Raw genomic sequence first — 16,969 nt, forward strand, 5'->3', positions numbered from 1 at the left:
TAGGAGCAATTTTTTATGACGAAAGTATTACCAGGGAAAAAAAGTGTTTTGGTTCAGATTAGAGATGATGCTAATACGAAACTTTTTTCGACAAAATATCAAGCAGATATCCAAGCTGAAACCGCCCTATCTATTGCTAATATCAATGCAGATACTGCGATTTCTATTGCCAAGATTAATTCAGGAAACGCTAACAAACAAATAAAACTACAAGAAAATATTTCTCTTCTCCAAGCCTTGCAATATCAAGCCACCCTTGATGTCACAAGGGAAGAAGGCGAATTAAACCGAGATTTACAGCAATACCTCGCAGAAATGAATGGTGCTTGTCAACACAATGAAGGTATGCTTAACCGCGAGTTACAAGATAAATTAGCGGATTTAAATTGGGCTTTTCAAGCCAATGAAGGCCAACTCAACCGCGAACACAGCGCCCAACTAGAAGTATTGCGCGCCGAATTGCAAAAATTCTGCATCGCCGAACAGCGTCAACTCCAACTAGAATTAAAACAGTTAGATGCTCTATTAGCACGAGAGATTGCTCAGGCAAATCGCGAAACAGCAATGGCCACCATTGTCAAACAAAAAAACTTAGAAAATTCCCCAATTTTCGTCACCGCCGAAAACCTTATTGCCAACATCAACCCCGAAGATACACCCATTTTACGAGTTTTCTTATCACCGCCAGTCTTGACTCACGATGCGGCTAGACCAAATCAAAACTTTCCGGTATCTGAGGAATTTTTAAGCAATTATCTGCGAAACTTCCTAGACAAGTATATCACCGACGGCCGGCCAGTACAATTTATGGGCGGTTATTGGCGGAGTAATGTTTTTCGGGAAGAAGCGGCGGCGGAAAACTTATTTGCAGGTTTGCGGGTAATTCCCACACTCATTTTAGACTCATCCGCCACGCCCGATGACTTTTATTTGCGCTTTGGCTTTTGGCATATTAACTTTAAAAAATATCGCTACCAAACCCCAATTAATAAGTTACCTTGGGTTGAGGTATTGTATGATTGTGCCAAACAACGGGCTGTGAATTGGCAAGGGAAACGACAAGCGTATATTGACTCTGGTAAGCCTGTGGCTGATTTTGATAGCCGTTATGGTGAGGAAACAGTTCAAGGCTATCAGCAAAATTTACGAATTTCGGAAATTGAACGCCGTGCTCTAGAGGAAGGAGAAGATTTAAGCGAAATTCATCGCCCTTATCATTTGCACAAAAATGATTACAATGATTTGGCCGAATTTATCGGGATATTCCATGCTTTAATCGCCGGGTTAATTGTTGATGAATATTGTCTGATGTTTCTGCCTCCAGATGAGCGGAAAACACCTTTACTGCCGCAGTTACTCCCGGAAATGTTGGCAAAAATGCCCGCAGAGGAACAGGAGACTGTCATAGAAATTGCAGTGGGTTATTATCAGGCATTATATGACAACTTGGCTGAAGAACAGTCGGCATTAATTCCTGATTTGCGTTTGGATTTAGCTGTATCTCTGTTGAGTTTGGCTGACAAGCAGTGGGCCGCAGCACAGTTATATTTGTCTGTCCAAGATTGGTTAAAACTGCATGGTTTGCCGATTCCAGAACAAAGTCAGTTATTAAATGCTTTGGCTGCGGCTTTAACCATTGATGATTTGCCCTATTTAACCAAGCTAAATCAATGTTTGCAAGGTTTGGGGGCGGATTTACAACTAAGCGTCATTGAGTCTTGTTGGCAACGGGGTTTACAACGGGCAAACAATGGGGAATATTCCTCGGCAATTACAGATTTTTATCAAGTTTTACAGTTAGATAGTTCTCGCTTAGACGCGAATATTCAGCGCGGTTTGGCTTATTATCAAGTTGGCGATTATCAGGGCGCTATCGCAGATTTTGACCTGGTACTGCGATTAAATCCTAATGATGCTCATACTTACCATCATCGCGGGCTAGTTTATCATAAATTAGGACAGTTAGAAAAGGCCATTGAAGATTTTAATCGCGCTTTGCAAATTGATCCGAGTTTACCGGGTGTACTGCATATTCGCGATGTTGCTTTGGGTGTATTAAAGGATATAAAACAGGAAGCGGAAGTAAAGATTCAACGCCGGGAGGCAGAAGAAAGCGAACGTCAGCAGCGGGAAGCCGAAGCCGAACGTTTGCGCCGGGAGGAAAAAGCGAGTACAGGTAAAGAATTTACCTTTGAAATCATTACAGTGGGCTGGAATGGGAAACCAAGTAGTAAGAAGGCGGGGAAAGCTTATCAAAAAGACGAAAATTTGGGGAAGGAAGTTAAGTTAGAAATGGTGTATATTCCAGCAGGTAGCTTTATGATGGGTTCACCGTTTGGAAAAGGTGAGGATAGGGAACGTCCCCAACATAAAGTTACGATTGCTCAACCATTTTACTTGGGGAAATATTCCATTACTCAAGAACAGTGGCAAGCAGTAATGGGAACTAACCCTTCTCATTTCAAAGGTGCAAAAAGACCTGTAGAAAATGTTAGCTGGAATGATGCTATAAATTTTTGTCAGAAGCTATCTGAGAAAACAGGAAAAAGCTATCGTTTACCGAGCGAGGCGGAATGGGAATATGCTTGTCGTGCAGGTACGACAACGCCTTTCTACTTTGGCAAAACAATTACCCCCGATTTAGTTAATTATCAGGGCAATTATTCCTACGGTGTAGCATCCAAAGAACTTTATTCCCAGGGAACAACAACAACAATGCCTGTGGGGACTTTTCCCCCAAATGCTTTTGGTTTATACGAAATGAACGGTAATGTCTTGGAATGGTGTGCTGATCCTTGGCATGGCAATTATAATGGCGCACCTACCGATGGTAGTGTCTGGGATGAAAAAAATAATAATAATTGTTATGGAAACTATGATTTATTAGTCAATATTAAGAATGATAACCGCTCTCGGGTGCTGCGCGGTGCTTCGTGGGCCTACGATCGCATCAGTTGCCGCTCTGCGTTTCGTTCCTTCAGCGATGCGCCACCCGCTCGCTTCATCAACTACGGTTTTCGCGTGGCGTTGGCTTCGGATCTTCCTGCGTCTTCGTCTTCGGCTGTGGTGTTGGCTTCGGATCTCCCTCCGTCTCCGTCTGAGATGCGAGACTTATTCATTGGTCTTTCAGTTGGTTTTTTGATTTTTTTTATTCCCACTATTTTTATTTTTAATATCTTTTCTTTTCTTTTTCATCTCATTTTCGGGTGATAGCAATACCATAACTAATGGTGACTAAAATGGTATGATTTACCCGACTCTCTAATTTAGGGTGTTAGGCAAAAACTAGAGAGTCAGTCTCTAGCAAAAGTCCATCAACCCTGGTTCACCCAAATATTTGTCACCAATCGACAAATTATCAAACCCGCCCCCACCCCACCGAGATGTTAAATAATTGAGGGAATTTAAGGGTTGTTTGGGGTTATTGGTTGGGTGGGGGCGGGTTTATAGATATTTGGGGGGTCAATTAGATATTGTTGGTGAACCCGCTCCTACAGGTTTTATTGAAGATTTTATCAAAAATTTGACCATCTATGTAGGGGGGGGTTCACGCCTGATACTTACAACTCATCGACAAACATCAAAACCCGCTCCCACCTCACTATAAACGGCCGGCTTGTATAGATTTTGGCTCAACACGCCTCTATAATATGTTATGGTTTTTTCGGGCAGTTCTACTTAACTAAAAATCTATGAAAATTGTTTTTTTTGGCACTCCCGACTTTGCTGTTCCTACTTTGTCCAGTTTACTGAGTCATCCCGAATTTGAGGTGGTGGCTGTGGTGACTCAGCCGGATAAACGCCGGGGAAGAGGCAATAAATTGATGCCTTCACCTATTAAAGATGTGGCTTTAAATCACAGTCTCCCGGTTTTCGGGCCGCGCCGCATTAAGAAGGATGCGGAAACTATTGCTAAGTTGCGGGAAGCGGAGGCGGATGTTTTTGTTGTGGTGGCTTACGGGCAGATTCTTTCTCAAGAAATTCTCGATATTCCTAGTTTGGCTTGCGTTAATGTTCACGGTTCAATTTTGCCGAAGTATCGCGGGGCGGCACCGATTCAGCGCTGTCTTTTTGATGGGGAAAAGGAGACTGGGATTACTACTATGCTGATGGATGCTGGGATGGATACTGGGGCGATGTTGTTGAAGAGTTTTGCTGGGATTTCGCTGTTGGATAATGCTGATTCTTTGGGGGATAGGTTGGCGGATGTTGGGGCGGATTTGTTGGTGGAAACTTTGATATTATTGAGAGATGGAAAGGTTGATGCTGTTGTTCAAGATGATGCTGAGGCGACTTATGCGCCGATGATTAAAACGGCGGATTTTGTGCTGGATTGGTCGCAAAGTGCGATCGCCCTTCATAATCAAGTTAGGGGCTTTTTCCCGGATTGTACTACGACTTTTCGCGGTAATTCTTTGAAGGTGATTGCTACTGTGCCACTAGGGCCGGAATATTGGCTGCAAATGCCGCCGGAGTTGAGGGTTTTGGAACGCGATTGGCCGCTTTTAGCCCAGTTGTCGGGCGTAAATGGGGAGGTTGTCAGGGTTGTGAAGGGCTTGGGGGCGATCGTCCAAACCGGTGATGGTTTGCTATTATTGCGAGAGGTACAGTTGGCGGGGAAAAAGGTGCAGTCTGGGGTGGATTTTGCCAATGGAACTCGGTTGGTGGCGGGCGAGGTTTTTGGGATGGTTGAAGTTAAATAAATGAGTGGTAGGGAGAAACCGGGTTTCTGCGAATCATTTGGGTTGAGTACGAAAAATATAGGAAGAAACCCGGTTTCTGAGATTGTGTAATAAGGATAATTTACCTACCGAATATTACCGGATATTACCTAAAATCCAACCAAAACTTCCTCCAAAACTTCCTCTTTCCCGCCCAACAAACCCTGCGCGGCTTCTAACATACTCTCAGAAAAATCTTTCAAATCTTCCCGACTTGCTAAATAAGTTTTCAAAGCTTCTAAAGGTTCTATGCTATTATTAGCATTCAATTCTGGCAACCTCGGCCTCGCTAGCTGACTGACTAATTCCGGTTGAATTGTGTAGCTGTGGGCTTCGCCCAGAAGTGCGTGCAATTCAACGTTATCTATTAAGTCTAATTGTTCCGATCGCAATTGGTAAACTAATCTCACCACAGCATCTTGGATTTGCTTCTTCCCAATGGCTTTAACCAAGTCAGCTTGCGGGTTTTCCGATTCAGACACCTTTACCTTAATCGTCAGAAACACTCGCACGGGTAACGCGCAAAATTCCCACTCAGCTTTCCCTCGTTCTAAATTAACTAACACAAAACCTTTGTCTTCTTTCTCTTCGCTAAAATCAACTCGTTCGATGCTTCCCGGATAAATTACGGGCGGATTGTTGGATAAATTCAGGTTTTGGTGTTTGTGAACGTGGCCAAGGGCTACGTAGTCGAAACAAGGGCGGGTTAGCATGGAAACGGGTATGTTAAAACCTTTACCAACTGCTAAAAAACGTTCCGCGCCCAGACTTGCTTTATCTGCCATTAAGTGCGCTAAAAGTACGGTGGGAATTTCGGGGTTGAGGCGGCGGATTTCGCCTTCCATTGCGATCGTCAGTTTTTCGGTTAATAATTGGTTAACATCGCCCACAGAAAGGCTTTCAGTCTCTGAACGCGTCATTAAGGTCGATCGCGTCAACCAAGGCAGTGTAACCACCTGTACGGGGCCATTACGGGTCTGTATGAGGTGAGTTTCCAGGCGATCGCCTACAATAAACTTAGGTATTCCCAAAGTCCGGTAAATCCCCAAACTCGCGCCGCCCTGTCCCTGGGAATGTTGGTCGTGATTTCCTACTAGCAAAACCGTGGGAATTTGCGCGTCAACCAAGCGGCTGAATTGCCGCGCAAAAGCCTCTTTTACAAACGGTGGTGGCGTTGAATCGGGGAAAGCATCGCCGCCGAATATGACTAAATCTACGGGTTCAGAAATTGCCCTGTCCATACATTTACTCAAGGTAGCTGCGAAGTCTTCCAGCCGCGTATTTAAGCCTGTTTCTGGGTTGACGCGGCCGTGAGAAAAGCCACTTCCCATGTGGATATCTGAAAGGTGAAGAATTTTAATCATTGTTTTCTTTGTGAGTTGTAATTGAGGTTCTATCGTTCGGACTTCAGTCCTCAGCTTACCAAGTATTTTATGTTTTTATAGGTGCTAATTCGACGCTGTGTCGATTGGGATTGATGCGTTTATCGATCGCAAAAATTGCCTTTTCTTCCTCCAACCCGATTTCGTGAAACTCTTTAAACAAACATTCTAACTCAATTTTTGCAATAACAGTTTCCAGCCACTTATCAAATGAATCGCACTCAATGCTTCTCAAAGGTTCGTTTTTGCACTCAAAACTGATAATTTGTCCGGGAGTGCCGTCAAAACAGCCTTTTGTATCCACAACCCGCAGCCACAAATTATCTACTTTCATAAACGGAATCCATGCTTTGTTCCAATATTCTCCGGGCTGCCATTTTTGAAAATTAACTTGACTCTGGGTGTCCCAAGATTTTTTCTCCTTCACAATAGATGCCAAAGATAAAATACTCCTGCCATGTTCAAAAGGCAACAGCCACTTATTTTCTGAACTCTCATAAGCCGAACCGTTATACCAGCGATAAAAATCATAAAAAGTTTCGGGAAGCGATTGTTGGTAACGTTTTTTAAACAAGTCGATTTCCGTTTCGATTGCACCGGAATTTAGCAAATTTTGCGCGTCGGGACAGTAGCGCTTTAAGCTTTGTGCGAAGGTACGAACCAGAGGATTGCGGGGCTGAAAAAGTTGTTTCATACATCATAATATCATGCCAGGAACTTTTTGATAAATTTGGGCGATCGGGCAGCCAAAATCTATACTTGTTAACTCTAATATCAATTCCGTTAGCATCGGAATTATTCATTTCTCTCTGACCTCTCTGTGTTCTCTGTGTTCTCTGTGGTTAAATGATTCCGATGCAACCGGAAACGATATAACCCATCTCCTTGTCTGTAAATCCGATTTGCCCAAGTTCCCTCAGCATTGAGTCGAAAACATTCAATTTTGATTTCAGATTGATTGATAAGGATGTAGAAATTGTTTTTGCTGAAAAACATTGATTCGTCTTATTTTCTTCAGTCTGCGGAGGCAGACATCGTTTATGTAGACGCGGTTTCAACCGCCGTCCTATTTTAACAAATTTCTAGAAATCGCGCGTGCCACAATTTGCCACTTTCCGTCAATCCCTGCGATCGCACTTTAATTTTAACTCCGCGAGGGTTAGCCTCGTAGAGTCGGGCAATTTCCTGCATTTCCCCGCTGCTAAAGCCCGTTCCCACTGTTCCTACCCGCAGTAATTTGCCCCCAACTTCTTGCGCGACTTCGATCGCACTAAAGGGCCGCCCCGCAACTTTTGTCGGTGTCAGCCCGACAATCAACAACTCGTATTCCTGACAGTATTTAGTCCGCACCATCGGAAACTTCTTAACATCTTTCCCGCCGACATAACAGCAGTTGTGCAAAATCCAAACTTCGCCTTCTCTGTTTTCAGATTCCTGCTGATTTGCTAATAAAAGTTTTTCAGCGGCGGTGCGATAAGTCGGTACAATTTCAAATTCTGAAGATAAACTTACCAGCAATTCACCAACTGCAACCCCGGCGGCAATTCGTTCCGATTCTGCCAACCCAGTCAAGTCTTTGCCGTGGGAAAACAAACATTTGAAAATCGCATAAACGGCGGTTGGTTGGGTCGTCGGGAAACCCATTTCAATATTAACTGTAGCAGCTTGCGCGCCCGTGCGGTGTTCGCTACCGGTACAGCTTTTGTAATACAGTTCGCCGTCTAAAACAAAGGTGCCAATTTGAGCGGCTGTGTCTGTTAAGGCGCGATCGATCGCAATTGATGCTTGTTGTCGCAGGTTAGTCGATCGCGATTGATAGTATACTTTATCTGGCGTCGCCACAACCACAACTCGGTTGCCGTCCCGCTTTGGCTGTCCCCAATAATCGGGATTTTCGATGTAATAAGAACGTTCCACCGGCGCATCAACCGGCTGCATCGTCACAATCCTTCCCGGCTGCAAATTCGCAGGCAATTCGGGAACAATCGGATTGTTTGCAGTCTCTATTTTGGCAGCAGCCTTTGATTTTGCCGCAGGAACAACATTGGTGATAGACTTGCTTTTAGTGTTGTTAGTCGGCTTTTCTCCAGTTTCCAACTCAAACGCTTTTTGCCAAAATCCCAGCGCCATTTCCGGGTATCCTTCCGACTCCGCGCACAGTGCAAAACCAATAACTTTTGCCGTACCGATGCTGCGCCCGTAATCAGCCAAATACTGCACCGCCCCCGCTTCACCCATCAAGTGCAATTCCCGCTGAACAATGCGATTGTTCCAGCGTTCTCGAATGTCGGCGCTAATTTTTTTGGCTGCTTTTCGCTTGGCTTCGGCGTATTCGGTGCAGTCCATAATGCCTCCTTTTGGTAGGGCTATTTGTACACTATAATCAAGCTTGATTCATGAGTCAAGTAAATAGATGTCATTGCGAATGAAACGAAGTGGAGTGAAGCAATCGCAGAGATTCTGTGATTTCTCTTAATTATGCAGCACTATTAAGAAATAAACCTAACTATTTGATTTGTGAACTAGATTTAGTTTTTCACCGCAGAGGGCGCAGAGGGCACAGAGGAAGAGAAGCAAGAGATCCATCGGCTGGTATTTACATTGAGATGGCAAATTGCAGTAATCGGTTCGCCGCCAATGCTAAGATAACGTCGATCGCGCATTCATGCCAATCATGCCGGGGCTTGCGGCTTGCGAAGTCTGGTTCGCCAACTTCCGTTAGCGAAGCCCTCGAAGAGGATCGCACGATCGAGCATTTAAGATCAAGTCTAATTGTACTGTTATGATGCGATTAATTTTGTACAGCAAACCCGGATGCCACTTGTGCGAAGGGTTGCAAGAAAAACTCGAACTGATTGAAAGCATCAAGTTTCAATTGGAAGTACGAGACATTACCGAACGCGATGACTGGTTTCAAGCTTATCAGTACGAAGTGCCAGTTTTGTTTAAAGTGCAGCCTCAGCCAATAAATTCTGCTGGCGATGCTGCATTCTCCCCAGAAGAACAATTACCTCGTCCTTCTCCCCGCTGCACAGTCCGACAATTGGAGCAAATGTTACAGAAATATTTGCAAACCGATCAGTCAAAATAGATTCAACCCAGTTTTGCCAGGAGTGATCGACATGAATTTGAGAGAATTATTAGCAGCAATTCCCGGCATTTCCTTTGACACCCAACATCCCGCCCTCGATGCAGAAGTCAAGGGTTTATCGACTAATTCCCACGCTTGTGGGGCGGGAGATTTGTTTTTGGGAATGCCGGGAACTCGCGTCGATGGGGGAGATTTTTGGCAAAGCGCGATCGCCAGTGGTGCAATTGCCGCCATAATTTCCACCCAAGCAGCCGAGAAAACACCACCCAAAGACGGGAGTACCTGCGTCATCGCAGCAGCCGATATGTCTCAAGTTTGCGGTCAAATAGCAACCGCATTTTATGGCAATCCAGCTAACAAATTAAAACTTGTCGGCGTTACCGGTACCAACGGCAAAACTACCACAACTCATTTAATCGAATTTTTGCTCAATCAAATGCAGTTGCCAACCGCGATTTTTGGCACGCTTTACACTCGCTGGCCCGGTTTCCAACAAACTGCACTTTACACCACACCTTTTGCGGTTGACCTGCAAAAACAACTAGCAGAATCTGTCGCCGCCGGATGCAAATACGGCGTGATGGAAGTCAGTTCCCACGCTTTAGCGCAGCAGCGAGTTTTGGGCTGTACTTTTGAAGTTGCTGTGTTTACAAACTTGACTCAAGACCATCTCGATTATCACCGGGATATGGAGGATTATTTTGAGGCAAAATCTCTGTTGTTCGGTTCCGATTATCTCAAGAATCGCGCTGTAATTAATATTGACGATGCCTACGGACGGCGGATTGTGGAAAGCTTAAAATCGGAGAAAATTTGGAGTTACAGCACAACCGATAAAACTGCTGATTTGTATGCTTCAAATTTACAATATCAGCCAGACGGAGTTAAGGGAATGCTGCACACTCCCAAGGGCGAAATTGCTTTTGTTTTGCCTTTAGTCGGTCAATTCAATTTATCAAATATGTTGGCTGCTGTCGGTGCTGTTTTGGAATTGGGTTTAGATTTGTCCGCAATTGTGGAGAATTTATCTCAGTTTTCGGGAGTACCGGGACGGATGGAACGGGTGCAAATTAGTCCCGATCAAGATATTAGCGTTATTGTTGATTACGCGCACACTCCTGATAGTTTGGAGAACTTGTTGAAGGCTTCGCGGCCGTTTATTCCCGGTAAAATGATTTGTGTGTTTGGTTGCGGTGGCGATCGCGATCGCACGAAACGCCCAATTATGGGTAAAATCGTTGCAGAATTTGCCGATTTAGCCGTTGTTACTTCCGACAATCCGCGTACCGAAAATCCCGATCGCATTTTAGAAGACGTTCTAGCAGGTATCCCCGCCACCGTAAAGCCCGTCGTGATGTGCGATCGCGCCGCAGCAATTCGTACTGCTATTATGGACGCTAAACCCGGAGATGGCGTGCTGATTGCCGGAAAGGGACACGAAGATTATCAGATTTTGGGCACCGAAAAAGTCCATTTTGACGATCGAGAACAAGCGCGAGATGCCTTAAAAGCCCGAATGAATTAATTTCGCTTAACGGTTAACGGTTAACCGTTAACCGTTACCTGTTCGTTGGGTAGCAAATTTGTTATATTTTTGAGTATTTATACGATGGCAAAATCTGATTTGCACTACTATAATAGTAACGCTAAATATTTTACTAAAAAAATAGCTATCGCTATGATCGAACTAACAGGGTATCAAATTCTAGATCGCATTTATTCCGGCACTCGCACCCTAGTTTATCGCGGAACTCGCCTCTGCGATCGAAAACCAGTCATCATCAAAGTCTTGCGGAACGAGTATCCCAGCTTCAGCGAACTGTTGCAATTCCGCAATCAGTATACCATTGCTAAAAACCTGGATTTGCCCGGAATCATCCAAACTTACAGCTTGGAACCCTACCGCAACGGCTATGCGCTGATAGTCGAAGACTTCGGGGGAATTTCTCTGAAAGAATGGACGGGGAAAGGGAAAACCGTGCCATCTTTGATTGAGTTTTTCCAAATTGCGATCGACATTAGCAATACATTAAATTTACTTTACCATCACCGGATAATTCACAAAGACATTAAACCAGCCAATATTTTAATTAATCCCCAAACAAAACAAGTCAAACTAATTGACTTTAGCATCGCATCTTTGCTGCCGCGAGACACTCAAACTCTGATGAGTCCCAACTTATTAGAAGGCACACTCGGCTATTTGTCTCCCGAACAAACGGGCAGGATGAATCGCGGCGTAGACTACCGTACAGATTTTTATTCTTTGGGCGTGACTTTTTACGAATTGCTAGCAGGAGAATTGCCGTTTCAATCTCACGATGCGATGGAATTGGTACACTCTCATCTTGCAAAACAACCGCCATCACTGCATGAAATTAATCCAGAAATTCCGGTGGTACTTTCGGCACTTGTCAGCAAATTGATGGCGAAGAATGCTGAAGACCGCTATCAGAGCGCATTAGGATTAAAGCATGACCTCGAAAGATGTCTGTCTCAGTGGCAAAAAATAGGAAACATTGTTTTATTTGAATTGGGAGAACGAGATTTAAGCGATCGCTTTACCATTCCTGAAAAATTATACGGTCGCCAAACGGAAGTAGAAACCCTACTCAAGGCCTTTAATCGCATAGCGTACCCCCTTTCATCTCCCCTTACCAAGGGGGTACACAGGGGGGGCGAAATGATGCTAGTCGCCGGGTTTTCCGGCATTGGAAAAACCGCCGTTGTCAACGAAGTCCACAAACCAATTGTCGGAGCGCACGGCTATTTCATCAAAGGCAAATTCGACCAATTTAACCGCAATATTCCCTTCTCCGCTTTTGTCCAAGCATTTCGAGATTTAATGGGACAATTGCTGAGCGAAAGTGATGCTCAGTTGCAGGTTTGGAAAACGCAGATTCTGCAAGCTATTGGTGAAAATGGACAAGTCATTATTGAAGTCATTCCCGAATTAGAACGGATTATTAGTCCTCAGCCGCCAGCGGTGGAACTGTCGGGAACATCTGCTAAGAATCGCTTCAATTTACTATTTCAAAAGTTTATCCAAGTTTTTACAACCCAAGAGCATCCTCTGGTAATATTTTTGGACGATTTACAATGGGCCGATGCGGCATCTCTTAAGTTGCTGCAACTTTTGATGGTTGAATCTACAGCAGGCTACTTGTTAGTGATAGGTGCTTATCGGGATAACGAAGTGTTTGCAGCGCACCCGTTGATGCTGACTTTGGAAGCGATCGCCCAAAGCGACTCGATAGTTAATACAATTACGTTACAACCCCTGAGTCATGCCAGCCTGAATCAGTTGGTAGCCAATACGCTGAATTGTTCGAGTGCATTAGCGCAACCACTCACGGATTTGGTATTTCAAAAAACCCAAGGTAATCCCTTTTTTGCTACCCAATTTCTGAAAGCTCTGCATCAAGATTGCCTCATTAACTTTGATGCTCAATTAGGGCATTGGGAATGCGATATCGCCAAAGTGCGATCGGCCGCATTGACCGATGATGTCGTGGAATTCATGGCATTGCAGTTACAGAAACTACCAACAGCGACCCAAACTATCCTCCAACTAGCAGCTTGTATTGGCAACTCTTTTGATTTGTCTACTTTGGCGATCGTTTCAGAGCAAACAGAAGCCGAGGCTGCCACTCACCTATGGAAAGCCTTGCAAGAAGGGCTGATTCTACCCCAAAATGAAGTTTATAAGTTTTATTTAGGAACAGTTCAGACCACCGATACTACTCATGAATCCGTAGTATATCGATTTTTACACGATCGGATTCAGCAAGCTGCCTATTCCCTGATTCCAGAATCACATAAAAAAGCCACACATTTTAAAATTGGTCAGCTTTTGTTGACAAAAACACCTCAATCAACCCAGAAAGACCATATTTTTGATATTGTTAATCAACTCAATAGGGGTGTTGAAATAATAACAGATTCAGAGCAATTAAATCATCTCATCTCACTAAATCTACTGGCAGGAAAGAAAGCCAAAGCTGCTACAGCCTATGCAGATGCTGCTAGATATTTAAATATTAGTTGGGCATTACTAGAATCTGATAGTTGGCAAAATCAGTACGATTTGACCCTGGCTGTTTGTCTCGAAACAGCAGAAGTAGAATATCTGAATGGTAACTTTAATCGGGTGGAAAAATTGGGTCAAATGATTTTATCCCAAGCTCTAAATTTACTAGATAGTCTCAAAATATATGAGTTGCAAATTCAATCTCTTCAGTCACAAAGTATGATGATAAAAGCGATTGATACAGGTTTGGAAGCATTGCAAAAGTTGGGAATTAACATCGATGCCAGTATCGGCGATCGCGCGATGCCAGAATTACCACGATTTGAAGATTTAGACAAGATTCCAGAAATGACCGATCCGCAGAAACTCGCCACGTTGCGGATTCTCATGGCACTTTTTCCTTCCATTTATATCGCCAGACCCGATATGACTCGTCCCCTGATCTTAACGATAGTAAATTTTACCATTGAAGGTGGACATTCTGCATTATCAGCTTATGCTTATGTGCTCTATGGCACGATTCTCTGCGTCGAACCTGGAGGCATCGATCAAGGATATCATGCCGGAAAATTAGCATTGAAGTTGTTAGAACAATTTCAGGAAACCGCACTTAAAGCTAGAGTTTATAATTTATTTAATGCTCTGATTCGATCGTGGAAAGAACCAGCCCAAGCTACACTACCCGCTTATATAGAAGGATGCCAAAGTGGTTTAGAGACTGGGGATTTGGAGTGGGCTAGTTATAACTCCATGCACTATTGTAAGAATCTCTTTTTAACTGGAGAGAGACTAGAAATAGTCGAGTCTAAACAAGCTCCTTACCTCGAATTACTACTCAAAAACAAGCATGATTTTGCCTTGTCTTACGCAAAAATCTGGGCGCAAGCTACCTTGAACTTACAAGGCAAATCGGCTGACAAGCTGCTATTGATTGGAGAGCATTTTGATGAATTGCACTTCCTGCCACTTTGGCAAAATACGAACAATTATATGTCCTTATTTGCGCTATGTGTTGCCAAAGCAAATATTTTATATTTATTTAAGGAATATGCGAGTGCTTTAGATTGTACTGTGCTGGCTGGCAAATACATACAAGCTGCGATCGGATCGCTCGCGAGCGGTGTTTATAATTTTTATCACTCATTGATTCTGCTCGCCGTCTACCCTCAAGCTGAACCGAGCCAGCAGAAACAATATATGCTGGCGATCGAACAGAATCAAGCAAACCTCCGAGAATGGTCTGATTGTGCTCCGCATAATTTTCTGCATAAGTATTTGTTGATTAAGGCAGAACAAGCACGAGTATTTGGGAATGTGCTTGAGGCAATAGAGTATTATGACCAAGCAATTCAAGGTGCAAAAGATACGGGATATCTTCAAGAAGAAGCCCTCGCCAACGAACTAGCGGCCGAGTTCTACCTCGGCTGGGGTAAAGAAAAATTTGCAACAGGCTATCTACAAGAAGCCTACTATTGCTATGCCCATTGGGGAGCAAAATCCAAAACAGATGACTTAAAAAAACGCTATCCCCAGCTTTTGACTGCTATCTTGCAGAACCCACAAAATCAATTGATCCTCCAGGAAACTCTGATTTCAAACAGCAATCGCTCGTCTATTTCTCATCAAACTATCCCAAGCACTCATTCTAGCAGCAGTAGCATTTCTGAGTGTCTAGATTTTGCCAGCATCCTCAAAGCTTCCCAAGCTTTATCTCGTGAAATTCAACTGGAGCAATTGATTTCTACCTTAGTGAAAATAGTCATGGAAAATGCCGGAGCAGATAAATGCGATTTAATTTTACTAAAGGATGAGAATTTAGTTATAGAAGCCACGGCTGATTTAGGCGATCGAACGACAGATAATAATTTTTCTGTAAGGCGAGAAATTCCTGTTCAATCAAGTAAAAATATCCCTCATTCTCTCATTAACTATGTCTCTCGCACTCAGGAAACTTTAGTCATTGATGATGCTACTCAGAGTGATCTAGCCTCCGATGCTTATATTCAAAAGCACAAGCCCAAAAGCTTATTGTGTACTCCGATCGTCAATAAAGGCAAATTAATTGGAATTCTTTATTTAGAAAATCGCTTAACCCAAGCGGTATTTAATCGCGATCGCCTGCAAGTGATCGAACTGCTGATGGCCCAAGCGGCGATCGCCCTAGAAAACGCCCAACTCTACAGCCAATTAGAGGATTATTCCTACACCCTAGAACAAAAGGTGGAAGAACGCACCCAGCAGTTACAAGAAAAAGCCACTCAACTCGAAGCCAGCCTCCAAAAACTTTACGCGACTCAATCCCAACTCATTCAAACAGAAAAAATGTCAAGTTTAGGACAGTTGGTTGCCGGAGTTGCTCACGAAATCAACAATCCTGTTAACTTCATTCACGGCAATCTTACCTATGCTCATGGATATATTACATCTTTAATTAAGTTAATTGGGTTATATGAAGAACTTTCTCCTCAACCCCAACCCAAAATTCAAGCTAAAATTGATGAAATCGACCTAGAGTTTATCATTGAAGATTTACCGATGATCCTAGCTTCGATGACCACAGGAACCGAGCGCATTCGCCAAATAGTCGAATCTCTGCGGAACTTCTCTCGCCTTGATGAATCTGAAATTAAACCGATCGACATTCATTCAGGAATTGATAGCACTTTATTAATTTTGCAGCATCGACTGAAAGCTAGCGAAAAACATCAGGAAATCCAAGTAATTAAAGACTATGGCAAAATGCCTTTAGTCAACTGTTACGCATCGGCACTCAATCAGGTGTTTATGAATATTATGAGTAATGGCATAGACGCTTTGCGACAACAGGAGAACGGAGCTAATTTTAAGAAAAATCAGAAAAAACTGACTCTGATGCTTCAGACTTCGGTCGATCGCGATCGCAATGCAGTGATTCGTATCGCAGACAATGGTATAGGGATAGAACCGTCGGCGCTCAATAAGATATTTGAACCGTTTTTTACCACAAAACCTGTGGGCAAGGGTACGGGCTTAGGGCTCTCAGTCAGCTATGCGATTATTGTCGAGAAGCATGGAGGTAAGATCGAAGTTAATTCAACGCTTGGAGAAGGAACAGAATTTACGATCGTCATTCCTATTTATAAAAAAAGTTAGTAAATAATTTGGCGTTGCTGAGTTAGAATATGAACAGCTAAATATACAAAGCCCAAAACTATTATTTACAAAAATTCTGGATTTTTGTACGGTTACTTTTGAGTTCGTGTCCGGTCGATTGACCGATTTAATTCAGGTTCGTAGTGCGGACTTTAGTCCGCAGTCATCATTCGTATTCCTACTTGAGGGCTTGATGAATAGAATTAGAAGCTATGACTGCCAAGGATTTCAAGATTTTTAAAGATAAAAAAGTGTAAGGTTATGACCTTTGTCGGCTCAAAATCCTTGGATTTCGGTGGAAAATTGTGGAGTAAATTTGGGAACCCATCTCCGAATCTCCCATTTTTCAAGCTGTTTGGCACCTAGATTCGATTTGTGGACTTTTTCAGTAAGCCCTAGATAAGACTAGGGTTGAAACCGCCTAAGAGTCAAACCTAGGCGTTAGCCCTATTCTGGGTAGTTCTCTCCTAGCAAAAGTGTCAAGAATCTGGAAATAGACGATCGCACAGGTTGGCTTGTGACCTAAATTACAGCGTTGCCATCAAAATCTGTCTTAAAAAATATTAAATAGACTATATTTTTATCTAATTTAACTTTTGGGAAGGAATGCCGA

8 protein-coding genes are annotated in these 16,969 nt (G+C 43.4%); 5 read left to right on the forward strand and 3 right to left on the reverse strand.

Annotated features, from left to right (window positions below; translation table 11 throughout):
* Nucleotides 1–15 precede the first annotated feature (15 nt).
* Entirely contained in the window at nucleotides 16–3,210 is a 3,195-nt protein-coding gene (locus QUA58_RS12900; protein ID WP_333394372.1) for an SUMF1/EgtB/PvdO family nonheme iron enzyme, read from the forward strand.
* Between the two features lie 482 nt (nucleotides 3,211–3,692).
* The gene (fmt, locus tag QUA58_RS12905) at nucleotides 3,693–4,703 is read left to right on the forward strand and encodes a methionyl-tRNA formyltransferase (protein WP_333394373.1); all 1,011 of its coding nucleotides are present in this window, start codon (nucleotides 3,693–3,695) and stop codon (nucleotides 4,701–4,703) included.
* Nucleotides 4,704–4,831: 128 nt separating this feature from the next.
* Here fmt and QUA58_RS12910 read toward each other — a convergent pair whose 3' ends face one another.
* The 3 genes from QUA58_RS12910 to QUA58_RS12920 form a co-directional block, all read right to left on the reverse strand.
* Complete coding sequence (locus QUA58_RS12910) at nucleotides 4,832–6,085, reverse strand: exonuclease SbcCD subunit D (protein WP_333394374.1); 1,254 nt, start codon at nucleotides 6,083–6,085, stop codon at nucleotides 4,832–4,834.
* 67 nt (nucleotides 6,086–6,152) lie between these two features.
* The gene (locus QUA58_RS12915; protein ID WP_333394375.1) at nucleotides 6,153–6,797 is read right to left on the reverse strand and encodes an SMI1/KNR4 family protein; all 645 of its coding nucleotides are present in this window, start codon (nucleotides 6,795–6,797) and stop codon (nucleotides 6,153–6,155) included.
* Nucleotides 6,798–7,174: 377 nt separating this feature from the next.
* On the reverse strand, nucleotides 7,175–8,449 hold the full coding sequence (locus QUA58_RS12920) for an ATP-dependent DNA ligase (RefSeq protein ID WP_333394376.1): 1,275 nt from the start codon (nucleotides 8,447–8,449) through the stop codon (nucleotides 7,175–7,177).
* Between the two features lie 439 nt (nucleotides 8,450–8,888).
* On the opposite strand from QUA58_RS12920, the gene QUA58_RS12925 reads away from it, so the two are divergent.
* From QUA58_RS12925 to QUA58_RS12935, 3 genes are all read left to right on the forward strand, one after another.
* A complete protein-coding gene (locus QUA58_RS12925; protein WP_332970331.1) occupies nucleotides 8,889–9,194 on the forward strand; it encodes a glutaredoxin family protein in 306 nt (101 codons plus the stop codon).
* 31 nt (nucleotides 9,195–9,225) lie between these two features.
* The gene (locus tag QUA58_RS12930; RefSeq protein WP_333394377.1) at nucleotides 9,226–10,719 is read left to right on the forward strand and encodes a UDP-N-acetylmuramoyl-L-alanyl-D-glutamate--2,6-diaminopimelate ligase; all 1,494 of its coding nucleotides are present in this window, start codon (nucleotides 9,226–9,228) and stop codon (nucleotides 10,717–10,719) included.
* Between the two features lie 153 nt (nucleotides 10,720–10,872).
* Complete coding sequence (locus QUA58_RS12935; RefSeq protein WP_333394378.1) at nucleotides 10,873–16,356, forward strand: AAA family ATPase; 5,484 nt, start codon at nucleotides 10,873–10,875, stop codon at nucleotides 16,354–16,356.
* Nucleotides 16,357–16,969 lie beyond the last annotated feature (613 nt).

This window comes from Microcoleus sp. N9_A1 (genome assembly GCF_036701795.1).
Taxonomy (GTDB): Bacteria; Cyanobacteriota; Cyanobacteriia; order Cyanobacteriales; family Microcoleaceae; genus Microcoleus.